This window comes from Arthrobacter sp. STN4, assembly GCF_024539665.1.
GTDB lineage: Bacteria > Actinomycetota > Actinomycetes > Actinomycetales > Micrococcaceae > Specibacter.
The window spans coordinates 100,609-116,134 of the sequence record NZ_JAKZGX010000010.1; the positions used below are offsets into that span (position 1 = coordinate 100,609).

General features: G+C 69.5%; 17 protein-coding genes and 1 rRNA gene. 5 read left to right on the forward strand and 13 right to left on the reverse strand.

Annotated elements, in window-relative coordinates:
* The first annotated feature begins 2 nt into the window (after window positions 1-2).
* Entirely contained in the window at window positions 3-1,142 is a 1,140-nt protein-coding gene (locus MMF96_RS09760) for a bifunctional 2-methylcitrate synthase/citrate synthase (protein WP_176617458.1), read from the forward strand.
* 59 nt (window positions 1,143-1,201) lie between these two features.
* On the forward strand, window positions 1,202-1,531 hold the full coding sequence (locus MMF96_RS09765) for a cupin domain-containing protein (protein ID WP_176617459.1): 330 nt from the start codon (window positions 1,202-1,204) through the stop codon (window positions 1,529-1,531).
* A gap of 17 nt (window positions 1,532-1,548) precedes the next feature.
* On the opposite strand, the gene MMF96_RS09770 is transcribed toward MMF96_RS09765, so the two are convergent.
* Entirely contained in the window at window positions 1,549-2,034 is a 486-nt protein-coding gene (locus tag MMF96_RS09770) for an 8-oxo-dGTP diphosphatase (protein ID WP_176617460.1), read from the reverse strand.
* A 49-nt stretch (window positions 2,035-2,083) separates the two neighbouring features.
* Complete coding sequence (locus MMF96_RS09775; protein WP_256883442.1) at window positions 2,084-2,719, reverse strand: bifunctional 4-hydroxy-2-oxoglutarate aldolase/2-dehydro-3-deoxy-phosphogluconate aldolase; 636 nt, start codon at window positions 2,717-2,719, stop codon at window positions 2,084-2,086.
* Window positions 2,720-2,875: 156 nt separating this feature from the next.
* Between MMF96_RS09775 and MMF96_RS09780 the strand changes: the two genes are divergently transcribed.
* Together MMF96_RS09780 and MMF96_RS09785 are read left to right on the forward strand one after the other, a co-directional pair.
* Window positions 2,876-3,898 (forward strand): sugar kinase, encoded by a 1,023-nt coding sequence (locus tag MMF96_RS09780; RefSeq protein ID WP_256883425.1) that lies wholly within the window; start codon window positions 2,876-2,878, stop codon window positions 3,896-3,898.
* Entirely contained in the window at window positions 3,895-4,701 is an 807-nt protein-coding gene (locus MMF96_RS09785; RefSeq protein WP_256883426.1) for an IclR family transcriptional regulator, read from the forward strand. Before MMF96_RS09780 ends, MMF96_RS09785 begins: the two co-directional genes overlap by 4 nt.
* Here the strand turns inward: MMF96_RS09785 and xerD are convergent.
* The 9 genes from xerD to MMF96_RS09830 all read right to left on the reverse strand — a co-directional run bounded on the left by xerD (window position 4,643) and on the right by MMF96_RS09830 (window position 13,740).
* The gene (gene xerD, locus MMF96_RS09790) at window positions 4,643-5,596 is read right to left on the reverse strand and encodes a site-specific tyrosine recombinase XerD (protein ID WP_176617463.1); all 954 of its coding nucleotides are present in this window, start codon (window positions 5,594-5,596) and stop codon (window positions 4,643-4,645) included. The genes MMF96_RS09785 and xerD overlap by 59 nt on opposite strands.
* On the reverse strand, window positions 5,593-6,285 hold the full coding sequence (locus MMF96_RS09795; RefSeq protein ID WP_256883427.1) for an NUDIX hydrolase: 693 nt from the start codon (window positions 6,283-6,285) through the stop codon (window positions 5,593-5,595). Before MMF96_RS09795 ends, xerD begins: the two co-directional genes overlap by 4 nt.
* Before the next feature lie 7 nt (window positions 6,286-6,292).
* Window positions 6,293-7,999 (reverse strand): CTP synthase, encoded by a 1,707-nt coding sequence (locus tag MMF96_RS09800; RefSeq protein ID WP_176617465.1) that lies wholly within the window; start codon window positions 7,997-7,999, stop codon window positions 6,293-6,295.
* Between the two features lie 66 nt (window positions 8,000-8,065).
* Window positions 8,066-9,796 carry a DNA repair protein RecN gene (gene recN / locus MMF96_RS09805; RefSeq protein ID WP_256883428.1) on the reverse strand — a complete coding sequence of 577 codons (1,731 nt, stop codon included), beginning with the start codon at window positions 9,794-9,796 and terminating at the stop codon, window positions 8,066-8,068.
* Window positions 9,789-10,874, reverse strand: a complete 1,086-nt coding sequence (locus tag MMF96_RS09810; protein ID WP_256883429.1) for an NAD kinase — start codon at window positions 10,872-10,874, stop codon at window positions 9,789-9,791. The genes recN and MMF96_RS09810 overlap by 8 nt, the downstream gene beginning before the upstream one ends.
* 26 nt (window positions 10,875-10,900) lie before the next feature.
* The gene (locus tag MMF96_RS09815; RefSeq protein ID WP_176617468.1) at window positions 10,901-11,704 is read right to left on the reverse strand and encodes a TlyA family RNA methyltransferase; all 804 of its coding nucleotides are present in this window, start codon (window positions 11,702-11,704) and stop codon (window positions 10,901-10,903) included.
* A complete protein-coding gene (locus MMF96_RS09820) occupies window positions 11,701-11,886 on the reverse strand; it encodes a hypothetical protein (protein ID WP_176617469.1) in 186 nt (61 codons plus the stop codon). Before MMF96_RS09820 ends, MMF96_RS09815 begins: the two co-directional genes overlap by 4 nt.
* 8 nt (window positions 11,887-11,894) lie before the next feature.
* Window positions 11,895-12,896 carry an HAD-IIA family hydrolase gene (locus MMF96_RS09825; RefSeq protein WP_256883430.1) on the reverse strand — a complete coding sequence of 334 codons (1,002 nt, stop codon included), beginning with the start codon at window positions 12,894-12,896 and terminating at the stop codon, window positions 11,895-11,897.
* A 4-nt stretch (window positions 12,897-12,900) separates the two neighbouring features.
* A complete protein-coding gene (locus MMF96_RS09830) occupies window positions 12,901-13,740 on the reverse strand; it encodes a hypothetical protein (protein ID WP_256883431.1) in 840 nt (279 codons plus the stop codon).
* Between the two features lie 234 nt (window positions 13,741-13,974).
* On the opposite strand from MMF96_RS09830, the gene MMF96_RS09835 reads away from it, so the two are divergent.
* On the forward strand, window positions 13,975-14,694 hold the full coding sequence (locus MMF96_RS09835) for a hypothetical protein (RefSeq protein ID WP_256883432.1): 720 nt from the start codon (window positions 13,975-13,977) through the stop codon (window positions 14,692-14,694).
* Between the two features lie 141 nt (window positions 14,695-14,835).
* On the opposite strand, the gene MMF96_RS09840 is transcribed toward MMF96_RS09835, so the two are convergent.
* Window positions 14,836-15,180: an SRPBCC domain-containing protein gene (locus tag MMF96_RS09840; protein ID WP_256883433.1), complete on the reverse strand. Its 345-nt coding sequence runs from the start codon at window positions 15,178-15,180 to the stop codon at window positions 14,836-14,838.
* Window positions 15,181-15,428: 248 nt separating this feature from the next.
* Window positions 15,429-15,526 (reverse strand): 5S ribosomal RNA (rrf, locus tag MMF96_RS09845); the annotation flags it as partial.

Genomic DNA, 15,526 nt, shown 5'->3' on the forward strand with positions numbered 1-15,526 from the left:
CTGTGAGCGACGAAGACGTACGCAAGGGCCTGGCCGGCGTCGTGGCCGACTACACGGCCATCTCCAAGGTGAACCCGGAGTCGAACTCCCTGCTCTACCGCGGCTACCCGGTGCAGGAGCTGGCTGCCGGCAAGTCCTTTGAGGAAGTGGCCCTGCTGCTGTGGACCGGCGAGCTGCCCACCGAGGAGGAGCTGACGGTCTTCGAGGCCTTTGAACGGGCCAACCGTTCGCTGGACGCCAACGTGCGGGCCTCCATCGACCTGCTGCCGTTGGACTGCCACCCGATGGACGTGGGCCGCACGGCCGTGTCCGTCCTCGGAGCCAACCACGCGCTGGCCGAGGATTCCTCGCCGGCGGCTGAGCTGGAGAAGGCCAAGTCGCTGTTTGCGCAGTTCCCGGCCGTCGTCGCCTACGACCAGCGCCGCCGTCGCGGCCTGGGTGTCGTGGAGCCGCGCGAGGACCTGGACTACGCCCACAACTTCCTGTGGATGGCCTTCGGCGCGGAAGCCGCCCCCGAGGTGGTCGACGCCTTCCGCGTCTCCATGATCCTGTACGCCGAGCATTCCTTCAACGCCTCCACGTTCACCGCCCGGGTCATCACCTCCACCCTGTCCGACCTGCACTCTGCCGTGACGGGCGCCATCGGCGCGTTGAAGGGCCCGCTGCACGGCGGCGCCAACGAGGCCGTCATGCACACCTTTGACGAGATCGGCATACGCAAGGACGAGTCCCGCGAAGAGGCCGCCGCCCGCGCCAAGGCCTGGATGGAGGACGCCCTGGCACAGAAAAAGAAGGTCATGGGCTTCGGGCACCGCGTGTACAAGCACGGCGATTCGCGCGTTCCCACCATGAAGGCGGCACTGGATGCGATGATCGCCCACTTTGACCGGCCGGAAATGCTGGGCCTCTACGACGGGCTGCAGCAGGCCATGGAGGAGGCCAAGGCAATCAAGCCGAACCTGGACTACCCGGCCGGGCCTACCTACCACCTGATGGGCTTTGACACCGACATGTTCACGCCCATCTTCATCGCCTCCCGGATCACCGGCTGGACGGCGCACATCATGGAACAGCGCGCCGCCAACGCCCTGATCCGCCCGCTGAGCGCCTACAACGGCGTGGACGAGCGGCACCTGGCCTGAGCCGCGCGCAGCGGCCTGGGCGGTAAAGTGTGGAGCGTCACTACACCAGGAGGACCATCGTGGAAAAATCGTCGCTGACCGCACTGGCCAGGGAACTGCTGGGACAGGCCAGGTCCAGCACCAGCGGGCGCAGCGCCCGGACCGTCTATGGCGGGCATGAACGGGTCCTGCGCCAGACCGTGGTGGCCCTGACGGCCGGCTCCATGCTGGACGAACACGACAACCCGGGCGAAGCCACCGTCCAGGTGCTCGGCGGCAGGCTGGTGCTGGCCACCGGGGATGTCTCCTGGGAAGGCTCCGCGGGGGACCACCTGGTGGTCCCCCGCGCCCGCCACTCCGTAAAGGCCCTGGAAGACTCCACGTTCCTGCTGACGGTCGCCAAGCCCTGACCCGGCGCCGGCCCGCCTCAGGGCAGGAGGGTGCGGGTGCTGGCGGCCACGGTTTCGTTGTCCGGGTCCATCGTGATCTGCCAGTGGGCGCGCTCCCCCGAGAGGAACGCCGGGAGCCAGTGGATGGCATCCTCCCACATCCGCTCCCCCGGCAGCTGGTCCACCGGATACCAGCGCGGGGCAATCTCCTCGCTTTCCTGCGCCTCGCCGGCAAATCTCCGGCACAGGTAGATGGTGGCGGCCATGTCCCATTCGGGCCTGGCCGGAAACACGAAGTCCACCGTGCCGGCGGGGATGAGGTCCGACTCCAGCACCGTGATCCCGGATTCCTCCTCCACCTCCCGGCAGACGGCCCGGGCCGTGGTCTCCCCCGGTTCCACATGCCCGCCGATCCCCACCACCTTGCCGGAGCCAAAGCCGGTCTTTTTGAGTCCGAGCAGGACCTCCCCGCCGGCGGCGCCGTCACGGAGCAGGAAGCACAGGGTCACGGCAGCGGCAGTCATGGCTCCAGCCTAGGCCGGGGCCCGGCGTCGTGCACCTCGGCGCGGCGCGCTAGCGCAGGGCGCCCGTGAAGGCGGAGGCACGCGCCGTGATGTCCGTCCAGTCCCCGGCAGCCACGACGTCGGGCGGAACCACGGCGGTGCCGCAGCACACGGCCAGCGCGCCGGCGGCCAGGAACTCCCCGGCATTGCCGGCGCTGATGCCGCCGGACGGCAGCAGCTTCACGCCCGGATAGGGGCCTTGCAGGTCCTTGAGGTACGCGGCACCGAGCGTGCGGGCCGGAAAGATCTTCACGACGGCGGAGCCCAGGTCCAGGGCCATGGCCACCTCCGTGGGGGTCATGGCGCCGAGTGCAAACGGCACCCCGGCCGCGGCGGCCACCGACGCCACCTCCGGGCGGATCCCGGGGGTCACCAGGAACGCTGCCCCGGCGTCGATGGCGGCCCGGGCCTGGTCGGCGGTCATGACCGTCCCCACACCCACCACGGCACCGTGGTCCGCTGCCGTGCCGGCGGCCTTGGCCACATGTTCCAGCAGCCCCGGCGTGGTGTAGGTCAGCTCGACGCCGGTGATCCCGCCGGCCACGAGGGCGCGGCACAGTTCGGCGGCGTCGGCGATTCCCGGGGCACGGACCACGGCCAGGGTGCGGTCGGCCTCAAGCCGGGAAACCAGTTCTGCATTGTTCATGGCGGGCGCCAGGTTCCTTTCGGGGACGGCCACGGTGACCGGCTGTTGCGTATTTTGCAACGCTGGTTGCAAGGATTGTCCGCTCATGTCTAACATGGTCAGGATTCACCCGTCAAGGCAGCCGCCGGGTCCCGCGAGCGAAAGAGCACCAGCACTATGCAGCCAGTTGTATGCATCGGAGAGACCATGGCCGTGCTCTCGCCCCCGGGCAACGTGCCGCTGTCCGAGGCCGCCGACCTGCTTTACGGTGTGGGCGGCGCCGAGTCGAACGTCGCCATGGGCCTGGCCGCCATGGGCGTTGACGCCCACTGGGTGGGCCGGGTGGGCCGCGACGGCTTCGGCACCCGCATCCTGGACGAGCTGCGCGCCCACCATGTCGGCGTTTCCGGTGTGGAGGTCGACGCCGGACGCCCCACGGGACTTTACGTCAAGGTTCCGGCCGAAGGATCCGTCCTGTACTATCGCCGCGGCTCGGCCGCTTCCGCCATGGGCCCGGGGCTGCTCGCCGGCCCGGTGGTGGCACAACTGCTGGAGCAGGCGGGACTCATCCACCTCAGCGGCATCACCGCGGCGCTGTCCCCGGAGTGCCGGGGCCTGCTTGAGGCGGTTCTTTCCTCCCCCCGCAACGGACGCCGCATTTCCTTTGACGTCAACTGGCGGGAATCGCTGTGGGCGGGCCAGGACAAAACCGTGCTGGCGCACCTTGCCAACCTGGCCGACGTCGTGCTGGTGGGCGCCGATGAAGCCCTTGTGGCCCTGGGCACCAACGACGAAGGCGCACTGCGGGCCCTGCTTCCGGCCCCGGAAGCCATCGTCGTGAAGAACGCGGACATTTCCGCGATCGCACTGCTGCGGGACGGGTCGCGGATCGAGGTGCCGGCCCTGCGCGTTGACGTGGTGGAACCGGTGGGCGCCGGTGACGCCTTTGCCGCCGGCTACCTCAGCGGCCTGCTCGCCGGCCTGGACGAGCGTTCCTCCCTGCGCCGCGGCCACCTGGCTGCCGCCTGCACGCTGACGGTGCCCGGTGACCGCGGGCCGCTGCCGGCCGCCGGGATGCTGGCGGCCATGTTGGGCTGCACCGACGCCGACTGGGCAGCGACCAGGGTCTCCCCCGGCCGCCTTGAATCTCCCGCACTGGCTGGGGGCGCCGGCGTGACGGCGGACGGCACCCTGCCATGAGCCAGAGCCTGGTGCGGGCCCTGGAGCTGTTGGGAATGGTGGCCGGGCAGCCCGCCACGCTGGACGAACTGGCCGCCACGTCCGACGTCCACAAGACCACCGTCATGCGCCTGCTGCATTCCCTGGAGGCCGAGCACTTCCTGGTCCGCAACGGCGCCGGGCAGTTCCAGCTGGGCCGCAGGCTTTTTGAGCTTTCCTCGCGCGCACTGGAGCAGCGGGACATCCGGCAGGTGGCGCACCCGCACCTGGCCCGCCTCAACGGGGCCACCGGGCATACGGTCCACCTGGCCGAGATGGAAGGCGCCGAGGTGGTCTACATTGACAAGTTCGAATCCCGCCACCCCGTGCGCATGTATTCCCGCATCGGCTTGACGGCGGCCCTGCATTCCGCCGCGGTGGCCAAGGTGATCCTGGCGGACCTGCCCGTGGACCGGCAGGAGCAGATTGCAGCCGGCCTGGACTATGTCAGGACCACCGGCAATACGATCACCGGCGCTGCGGGGCTGCTGGCCGAACTGGGGGAGGTCGCCGAACAGGGCTGGGCGCATGACAGGGAGGAGCACGAATCCTATGTGCACTGCATTGCCGCCCCCATCCGCGACGCCTCCGGACGTGTGGTGGCGGCCGCGTCGCTCTCGGTCCCGGTCATGCTGTTGGACTTCGAAGGACTGCTCAAGCTGCTGCCCGGGCTCAAGGACGCCACACGTGCCATCTCCACGGACCTGGGGTGGGCGCCGGCCCCGACTATCCCAGGGCCCGGGGGTGGGCCGCCGCGTACACTTCCCGCAGGGTCTCGGCCGTGACGAGGGTGTAGACCTGTGTGGTGGTCACGGAGGCGTGGCCCAGCAGTTCCTGGACGACGCGCACGTCCGCGCCGCCCTCGAGCAGGTGCGTGGCAAAGGAATGGCGCAGGGTGTGGGGTGAAACGTCCGCGGTGACGCCGGCCCGCTCCGCGGCGGCCTTCAGGATGCTCCAGGCGCTTTGCCGGCTGATCCGCCCGCCGCGGGTGTTCAGGAACAGTGCCGGGGTGCCCTTTCCTTTGCCGGCCAGGGTGCCGCGCCCGCGGACCAGGTATGCCTCGAGGGCCCGCAGCGCATAGGAGCCGATCGGCACGAGGCGCTCCTTGGAGCCCTTCCCGAACAGCCGCACCAGCGACGGGCCGTCGGACTCCGGGCCGGAGAGGACCAGGTCGTCCACGTCCAGGCCCACGGCCTCGCTGATGCGCGCGCCCGTGGAGTACAGGAATTCCAGCATGGCGGTGTTGCGCAGTCCGGCGGCAGTGTCCGAGCCGGCGGCCTCGAGGATGGCGGTGACGTCGTCAACGCTGATGGCCTTGGGGAGGCGCCGGCCGGGCATGGGCGGGTGGACGTCCGCTGCGGGGTCCGCGTCGGTGAGCCCTTCCAGCGCCCAGAACCGGTGCAGGCCGCGCACGGCCACAATGGTGCGCGCGGCGGAGCGCAGGCCCAGCGCGGCGCCGCCGTCGCCGCCGTCGGCCAGGGCCTGGGCAAACGCGGTCACGTGGTGCCGGGTGACGCCGCCGGGTTCCGTGACGGGGATGCCGGCCAGGAAGTGTTCGTAGCGCAGCAGGTCGCGCCGGTAGGCCTGCAGCGTGTTGGCTGCCAGGCCTCGCTCCACGCCCACGTGCTGGAGGTAGTCGCCGATGGCGCGGCCCAGCCCGTTGGCGGCGGCCACCGTCATTGGCCGTGTTGGCTGGGGTGCGCCGGCCAGGGGGCGCGGGGGTCCCGCAGGGCGGCGAAGCCGTTCCGGGCCGCGGACTGTGCGGCCAGGATGCCCACCGCGGCGGAGGGGTTGTGGATGCGCCCGTCCAGGACCGCCGCGGCGGCCTCGTCCAGGTCCATCCAGCGGAACTGGATCTCGGCCTCTTCCTCGGTGCGGACGTGGCGTTCGGCCTCGGGGATCCAGGAGATGGACCGGGCCAGGTAGATCCGGATGGCCTCGCTGGAGGATCCGGGTGAGGTGAAGAAGTCGGCCAGCACGTGCCAGTCGGCTGCTGCCAGGTCCGCTTCCTCGGCCAGTTCGCGGGCGGCACCGGCCACAAAGTCCTCGCCCTCCACGTCCAGCAGGCCCGCGGGAATTTCCCACAGGTCCATCCGGACGGGGTGGCGGTACTGGCGCAGCAGCAGCACCTGGCCCTGGTCGTTGAGCACCACGACGGCCACCGCGCCCGGGTGGGCAATGTAGTCCCGGGTGAGCGGTGCCGTCCCGGGCGCCAGGGTGAACGTGTCCGAGACAACGTCCCAGATCCGCCCCCGGTAGACCGTCTCGGACGACTGCAGGTCACGGGGGCTGGCTGCGTCGGCCACCGGCAGCGCCCCCGCGGCAGCGGGCTGGGTGTCCGCCGCCGGCGGGGTTCCGGGTGAGGTCATGGCGGGCTCAGACCTCCAGCAGGCGGGTGGCGTTCTGGCGCTCCAGTGCGGCGGCGATCAACCCGGCAAAGAGCGGGTGCGGCCGGGTGGGGCGCGAGCTCAGTTCCGGGTGGGCCTGGGTGGAGACGTAGTACGGGTGCACCTCGCGGGGCAGCTCAACAAATTCCACGAGCTTGCCGTCGGGCGAGGTTCCGGAGAACACCAGGCCGGCGTCCGCAAGCTGCCCGCGGTACTTGTTGTTGACCTCGTAGCGGTGGCGGTGGCGTTCGGCAACGTCGGTGCGGCCGTAGGTCTCGGCAATGACGGAGCCTTCGGTGAGCACGGCCGGGTACAGGCCCAGGCGCATGGTGCCGCCCAGGTCGCCCTTGCCGTCGACGATGTCCAGCTGCTCTTCCATGGTGGCGATGACCGGGTACGTGGGGTTGTCGTCAAACTCGGAGGAGGAGGCGCCCTTCAGCCCCACCACGTCGCGGGCATATTCGATGACCATGCACTGCAGGCCCAGGCACAGGCCCAGGGTGGGGATCTGGTTTTCGCGGGCGTACTTCAGGGCCCCGAGCTTGCCTTCCAGGCCGCGGATGCCGAAGCCGCCGGGAACGCAGATGCCGTCCACGTCGGCGAGGGCCTTGATGGCGCCGGCCTCCGTGGCACACTCGTCGGAGGGCACCCAGCGGATCTTGACCCGGGTGCTGTTGGCGAAGCCGCCGGCCCGCAGGGCCTCGGTCACGGACAGGTAGGCGTCCGGCAGGTCGATGTACTTGCCGACCAGGGCAATCTCAATGTGGTGCAGGGGGTTGTGGACCGCCTCGAGCAGGGTGTCCCACTTGGTCCAGTCCACGTCCTTGAACGGCAGATCCAGCGCCCGCACGATGTAGGAGTCCAGGCCCTGCGCGTGCAGGGTCTTGGGTATGTCGTAGATGCTGGGGGCGTCGGGGCAGCCGATGACGGCCTCGACGTCCACGTCGCAGGCCCGGCCGATCTTCGCGTGCATGGCCTCGGGCAGGACGCGGTCCGAGCGCAGGATGATGGCGTCCGGCTGGATGCCCAGGGAGCGCAGCGCCGCAACGGAGTGCTGCGTGGGCTTGGTCTTCAGCTCCTGCGACGGGCCGATGTAGGGCACCAGGGAAACGTGGGCAAAGAACACATTGGTGCGGCCGATGTCCTGGCGCACCTGGCGTGCAGACTCCAGGAACGGCTGGGACTCGATGTCGCCGACGGTGCCGCCGATTTCGGTGATGATGACATCGGGGGCGTTGGTGCCCTCGGCGGCCAGGCGCATGCGGCGCTTGATCTCGTCGGTGATGTGCGGGATGACCTGGACGGTGTCGCCGAGGTATTCCCCGCGCCGTTCCTTGGCGATGACGGTCGAGTACACCTGGCCGGTGGTGACGTTGGCGGAGCCTTCAAGGTTTTCGTCCAGGAAGCGCTCGTAGTGGCCGATGTCGAGGTCGGTCTCGGCGCCGTCATCCGTGACGAAGACCTCACCGTGCTGGAAGGGATTCATTGTGCCCGGATCCACGTTCAGGTAGGGATCGAGCTTTTGCATTGTGACCGAAAGGCCGCGTGCGCGGAGCAGGTGGCCGAGGCTGGAAGCCGTCAACCCCTTGCCGAGCGAGGACGCGACTCCGCCGGTGACGAAGATGTGTTTGGTCGTCTTGGACTGACCACTGAACCGGGAATTTGATCGTTGCACCACGGAATTCGAGCCTATCATCTAATGAGCCAATATGTATCCGCCGCCCCTGCCGCCATGGCGGCCCGCGGTGGCAACACCTTCGTCCTACGGCACTGCCGCCCGGGCGTCCGCCAGCAGTTCCTTGGCGTGGGCCTGCGCCGTGGCCGAATCCTCCTGTCCTGCCAGCATGCGGGCCAATTCACGCACCCGCTCCGAATCGTCCAAAAGCCGCACATTGCTGGTGGTGATGCCGCCCCCGGGGGTGCTGCCGGCGGAGCTCTTGGTGACCAGGATGTGCTGGTCGGCGAACGCCGCCACCTGGGGCAGGTGGGTGACCACCAGGACCTGCACGTGCCGGGCCAGCATGGCCAGCCGGCGCCCGATTTCCACGGCCGCCTTGCCACCCACGCCGGAGTCCACCTCGTCAAAGACAAACGTGGGGACGGGGTCGACGGCGGCCAGCACCACCTCCAGCGCCAGCATCACCCGGGACAGTTCACCGCCGGAGGCGCCCTTCCCCAGCGGCCGTGGCGACGCGCCGGCGTGGGGCTGGAGCAGGAAGGTGATGTCGTCGGCGCCGTGGATGCCGCGTTCCGCCGGTGCCATGTCGATGACCAGCCTGGCGTCGGGCATGGCCAGTGCCTTGAGTTCGGCGCTGACCCTCTTGGAGAGGGCATCGGCGGCGGCGCGGCGCAGCTTGGTGACCTTGGCGGCCAGCGTTTCCAGTTCGGTGAGGGATGCGGCCACCCCGGCCTCCAGCGCCTCTATCCTGCCGGAGTCGTCCGTGAGCTCATCAAGGCGTGCCCGGGCGCGGTCCGCCCACTCGATGACCTCGTTGATGGTGGGCGCGTATTTGCGCACCAGCACGGCCAGCTCCCCGCGCCGGTCCTCCACCTCGGCCAGCCGGCCGGGCCCCTCGGAGTCCAGCGAGGTGGCGTAGCCGGCCAGGTCGCGGGCGATGTCCGCCAGCAGGTAGCCCACCTCGGATACGCGCTTGCCCAGTTCGGCGAGTTCGTCGTCGGACCCGGCCACGGTTTCCAGCAGCCGCCGGGCCGTGTCCACGAGGGTCACGGCGTCCGCGCCGTCGCCGTAGTCCTCGGCCAGCAGCGCCTCGTGGGCGCCCAGCGAGGCCCGGCGCAGCTCCTCCACGTTGCCCAGCTTCACCGCTTCCGCCTTCAAGAGCTCGTCCTCGGCCTCCTGGGGTGCCACGGCGTCGATCTCGGCCAGGGCCGTGGCCAGTGATTCCGCCTCGCGCAGCCGCTCCCGGCTGGAATTGCGCAACAGCTCCAGCTCGGCCTGCGATGCCTGCCAGCGCCGGAAAACCTCTCCATAGGCGGTCATGGCTGCCGGAAACTGCTTTTGGGCTTCCGCGGCAAACTTGTCCAGCGCCTCGCGCTGGGGCCCGGCGCCCTTGAGCCGGATCTGGTCCGACTGCCCGTGCACGGCCACCAGGGTCTCCCCCAGCTCCGCGAGCACGCCGATGGGGGCGCTCCGCCCGCCCACGTGCGCCCTGCTGCGCCCGTCGGCGCCCACTGTGCGGGCCAGGATCAGCCCGGCACCGCCGTCGAACTCGTCGATGTCCGCCCCGGCCTCCTGGGCGCGGGCCAGCGCAGCGTGGCCGGCGGGCAGCGTGAGCGTGGCTTCGGCGGAGGCGCTTTTGGCCCCGTTGCGCACGGCCCCGGCGTCCGCCCTGTTGCCCAGCAGAAGCCCGACGGCGGTCACCACCATGGTCTTTCCGGCCCCGGTTTCGCCGCTGACCACGCTCAGGCCCGGGCCCAGCGGCAGGGTGGACTCCGAAATCACCCCGAGGTCGCGGATCCGTATTTCCTCAATCATGGTGCGGCCTGGCCCCCTCAAGGCTGTGTGGCATGGTGTGGTCGGTTTCGGCAGTCCCGGTGACGGTCAGGTCCGGCACCAGCGGCAGCGGGCCGGTGTGGGGCCCTTCCGGCTGAGACTTGGCCATGGGCGGGTGGATGACCGGCAGCTGGGTGGTGGGTGGCGCCGCTTCCTCCCCGGACGGTCCGCGCCAGCCTTGGACGGGCAGCTCAAATTTGCGCACCAGGCGTTCGGAGAACGGCGACTGCTGGGTGCGGGCCAGCCGCACGGGCTTGTCGGAGCGTGTCACCTCGATGCGGGAGCCGGGCAGCAGGTCCACGGTGCGGCGGCCGTCGCACCAGATCACCCCGTAGGCACCGTTGCGGGTGAGGACCTCCACGGCCAGCGTGGACGTGGGGGCCACCACGAGGGGCTTGGCAAAGAGCGCGTGGGCGCTGATGGGCACCATGAGCAGCGCCTCCACCTCGGGCCACACCACGGGTCCGCCGGCGGAAAAGGCGTAGGCGGTCGAACCGGTGGGGGTGGCCATGACCACGCCATCGCAGCCAAACGAACTTAGCGGGCGGCCGTCGACTTCGGTGACGACTTCGATCATGCGTTCCCGGTTGCCTTTTTCCAGGGCCACCTCGTTCAGCGCCCAGGTGTGGGTGACCACCCGGCCGTTGACGCGGACCTTCACGTCCAGGGTCATGCGCTCCTCCACGGAGTATTCGCGCTGCACCACCCAGTCGACGGTTTGGAGGAGGTCGGCCCGTTCGCTTTCGGCCAGAAAGCCCACATGGCCCAGGTTTACGCCGAGCAGCGGGAGGTCGTGGTCGCGTACCAGTTCGGCGGCGCGCAGGATGGTGCCGTCGCCGCCGAGCACCATGACCAGTTCAATGTCGGCCAGGGTGACGTCGCGGTCGAGGATTTCCATGCTGACATCGGAGACGCCCAGGTAGCCGGTCATGTCCGCCAGCTCGTCGGCGTACATGACCGGCACAACGTCGTTGGCGTGCAGCTGCACGCAGGCCTCCAGGGCGGCAATCATCGATTCCTCGCGCCCGGTGTGGGCCAGGATCAAGACGCGGCGTGTCATGTGCTGGGCTTTCCTCCGGGTAGGCGTCAGGGCCACAGCTGTGCCAGCAGATCCTCCACGGCACTGCCCTGTTCTTCGATCTTAGGTGCCGGGACTGACAGTTCACGGCTTGCCCACAGAAAATACTCCACATTTCCGTCCTGGCCCGGGAGCGTGCTGGTCCCGAGCCCGCGCAGGGTGAGCCCGTTGTCCAGGGCGGCCCGGGCCACCAGTCCCACGGCGCGGCGGCGTTCGTTTTCGGAGCTGACGACGCCGGTCCGGGCCAGCCGCTCGCGGCCCACCTCGAACTGCGGCTTGACCATGAGCAGCAGGTCCCCGCCCGGGCGTGTCGCCAGGGCCAGGGGCGCCATGACCAGGGTCAGCGAAATGAAGGAGAGGTCGCAGACGGTCAGCTCGGCGGCGCCGCCGATTTCGGCCACGTCAAGGTAGCGGATGTTCATGCCCTCGTAGACGTCCACGCGCGGGTCGTCGCGGAGTGCGGGCACCAGCTGCCCGTGCCCCACGTCGACGGCGGCCACCCTGGCCGCACCGTTGCGCAGCAGCACGTCGGTGAAGCCGCCGGTGGAGGCCCCTGCATCGAAGCAGCGCTTGCCGGCCACGGTGACCTGCGGGAAGCAGGCCAGCGCCCCGGCCAGCTTGTGGCCGGCACGGGAGACGTACTCGGGTCCGCCGCCCTGGAGTTCAATGCCTGTTTCAGCGGTGACGGCCAGGGCGGCCTTGGCTGCGGCCGTGCCGTCGACGGTTACCCGCCCGGACTTGATGAGGGCGGCGGCCACGGTGCGCGAACGGGCCAGCCTGCGGTTCACCAGTTCCTGGTCGAGCCGGGTCACGGGGCTCCGCCGGGAGCCGCGGCGGCAATGTCCGCGGCCGGGTCGGTGTCCAGCTCGCGCTGCAGCGACTCCATGACCGAGGTGTACACCCCGTTATGCTCCGCGGTGGGCAGCGCGGCTGCCTGGCCGGCGAGGGCCACGATGGCGTCCACGGCGGGGTCACCGCTTCCTTCGGAGTCCACGGGGCCCACTATTCCGGCTTTTTCCACACGAGTTGCGGATCCGTCACGGTGTCCGATTCCGGCACGGCCGCCCACCACACCGCGCAGGCGGCACGCCAGGCGTTGAGGTCGTCCCGTTCGCCGGCCACGGTCACCACGCCGTCCGCGACGGCCGCGGCAGCGGCACCACAGGTGACGCGTCCGTCGTCGTGCGCCACCTCAGGGTAGGGCTGGTAAAAGTCCTTGAGCGTGTCAATGATGAAGCGCGGGCGTTCCGCGGACTTGGCCTTGAGCGCGGATTCCACGGAATCCACGCCGGTGAGGACCAAGGCCGTGGCCATGCCGGCGTTGTTGCCGCCGAGAATGTCGGTGTCCAGGCGGTCCCCGACCACCAGCGGCCGGTCCGCCCCGAGGCGCCTGGCGGCCGTGTGGAACAACGGCGCCTGCGGCTTGCCGGCCACCAGGGGGTCGCGGTCGACGGCGGCACGCACGGCCGCCACAAGTGTCCCGTTCCCTGGGGCGATCCCCTGCTCCCGAGGGATGGTCAGGTCCGTGTTGGTGGCAATCCATGCCGCCCCGCCGTGGATGGCAAAGGCGGCCTCGGCGAGGTCCTCCCAGCCCAGCGAAGGTTCAAAACCCTGGATGACGACGTCGGGCGTGGCCTTGGCGCTGTCCACGCTCGTCATGCCGACCAGCTCAATCTCGCGGACCAGGGCGGCACTGCCGACGACCAGGACCTTGCTGCCGGCGGGGAACCTTTCGGCCAGCAGCGCGGCCCCGGCCTGGGCCGAGCTGACCACCTGGCCCTCTTCCGCGGGGGCGCCGAGTTCACGCAGGTGTGCGGCAACGTGGGCCGGGGTGCGGGAGGCATTGTTGGTCACGTACCCCAGCTTGACGTTGGCACCGGCCAGGCCCGTCAAGGCCTCAATGGCGCCGGGGATGGCGTTCGGCCCGGCATACACCACGCCGTCCAGGTCGGCGAGGACGGCGTCGAAGCCGGCCAGCAGGGTCTTTGTTGTCTCCGCGGACAAGGGGCTAGTCCTCCTGCCCGTCAAACGGGCCTGAATCCGAGGCGGCGTGGGCGGCCGCCCCGGTGTCGCCGGCCAGGACGTCTGCATCGTCGTCCGCGCTGTCCTGGTCGGATTCGGGGTCATCGGATTCAAAGTAGTCGGATTCGGCGTCGTCCACTTCGGTCTCGTCGTGTTCGTTGGCCGGGGCATCCTGGCCGGCGTGCTCGGGCTGGACAGCCGGTTCCATGACGTCGGAGACGCGGACTCGGGGCGCGTCCAGGGGGATATCGTCGTCGTCGCCAAGGTCCACGATGATCGAGTCGGTGCTGTCGTCCAGGCCCAGGGCCTCGTCAGCCACCACGGCCTGGCGTTCCCAGGTCTTCGCCTCGTCCTTGCGGCCGGCGGCACGGAGCACCATGGCGTAGGCGCGGAACAGGCGGGGGCTGAAGGAGAAGGCCCGGTTGATGTCCAGCTGCGGGATTTCCAGCACGGACAGGGCTGCGTCGAGCTCGCCCAAGTCGCCGCGTGCACCGGACTCCACGATGGCCAGTTCCACCTTGCCGGCGGTGTCCAGGGTTTCAGCTTCCTCGGAATGGATCAGTTCGAGGGCCTTCTCCGGGCGTCCCAGCCCGCGTTCGCAGTCGGCCATGAGCGGCAGGTGGACATTGGAGCCGCTGATGCGCCGGTACGTGCGCAGTTCGCGCAGGGCTTCTGCATAGTTGCCCGCAGCGTAGGCGGTCATGGCGACTGCCTCACGGACGCAGGCCAGCCGGCCGCCGCGACGGCTGGCAGCCAGGGCGTGCTCAAAGGCAAGCTCCGGTTCAAAGTCGATCAGCCGGCCGGCCATCACCAGGTGCTTGGACACCCATTCGTTGTTGCGGGAGTCCAGGATGCGCAGTTGCGCACGGGTGACCTTGTCCAGTTCCTCGCCGGTGACGTCATGGTCGATTTCCGGTGAGCGTGAACGGTCGGCACGGTTCGAGCTGCGCAGGTCACCTGCGTTGCGCTGCGGCGCCGTGCGGGGGCCGCGGTCTTCCCGGTCGCCGTGGGGCCGGCTGTTGTAGGGCCGGTCCCCGCCCGAACGGGCAGGACGGTCCGCATGGCCGCCACGGTTGTCACGGTCACCGTAGGGGCGGTCGCCACCAGAGCGCGCCGGACGATCACCATAAGGACGCTCGCCACCAGAACGGGCCGGACGATCACCATAGGGGCGCCCGCCCTGGCCGCCACGGTTGTCACGGTCACCGTAAGGACGGTCGCCACCGGATCGGGCGGGACGATCGCCATAGGGGCGCCCGTCCTGGCCGCCACGGTTGTCACGGTCACCGTAAGGGCGATCGCCACCGGAGCGCGCCGGACGATCGCCATAGGGGCGCCCGCCCTGGCCGCCACGGTTGTCACGGTCACCGTAAGGGCGATCGCCACCGGAGCGCGCCGGACGATCGCCATAGGGGCGCCCGCCCTGGCCGCCACGGTTGTCACGGTCACCGTAAGGACGGTCGCCACCAGAGCGCGCCGGACGATCACCATAGGGGCGCCCGCCCTGGCCGCCACGGTTGTCACGGTCACCGTAGGGACGCTCGCCACCGGAACGGGCCGGACGGTCACCATAGGGGCGCCCGCCCTGGCCGCCACGGTTGTCACGGTCACCGTAGGGACGCTCGCCACCAGAGCGCGCCGGACGGTCACCATAGGGGCGCCCGCCCTGGCCGCCACGGTTGTCACGCTCCGCATACGGCTTACGGTCCTTGCGGTCCCCCGCCGGCGGGCGGTCACCATAGGGCCGTCCGTTGAATCCTCCGCCGTCCCGGCCTTGTGAATTTCCTTCGCGGTTGCCACCGTGTTGCTCAGCCATGCCGACTCCTAAACCTTTGAGCGCACCAACTGGCACAGTAACAGCCGCTCTTCACTATTGATCTCATACTGCTAAAATCTCGGGCCCAACAGCCCACACTACAGTCTAGTCGAGCCCGGGAGCTGCACCCATGAATCTGGCGTATCTGGCCAAGATGAGTGGCCAATCACAGTACTTTTCGTACTGCTGCCGGCCCGGCACCCCGGCCGCCCAACCGTCATGCACGAGCGTCACCCGGGTGCCGTCGTCGACGGCTTCAAAGGTCACGGCGACCACGGTCGGGGCAAGCGGATTCCCAGCCAGCTGCCAGGCCAGAACCAAGGACGACGGCGGCGTCCACCCGCGGACTTCCGCCCACAGCTGCTGCCGTCCATCTGGAGCCTCCTCAGACAGCCCGCGGTCATCGAAGCCGGGATGCGATTCCACGCCAAATCCGCTGTAGCCGTCCATGGGCCACCATAAGTGGATGCCATCCGTAAAACCGTCAAAGGCAAATTCAGGATGCACCGGAACCACGACTGTGGCAGTCCGGGCTTGGAGCACGTCCCCTGGCATATCGGCAGCCTGCGGTTCATGAGCATGGGAAAAGATACTGTCCATCGACCAAGACTACAGAGACCCTGTGTGGTTTTGGTGTTGTGGTGGTTAAGTGTGGGGAGGCCCCAACACGGTGTGTTGGGGCCTCTACCCTTGGTGTTGTCCGGCGGTGTCCTACTCTCCCACATCCTCACGAATGCAGTACCATCGGCGCTGTGGGTCTTAGCTTCCGGGTTCGGAATGGGACCGGGCGTTTCCC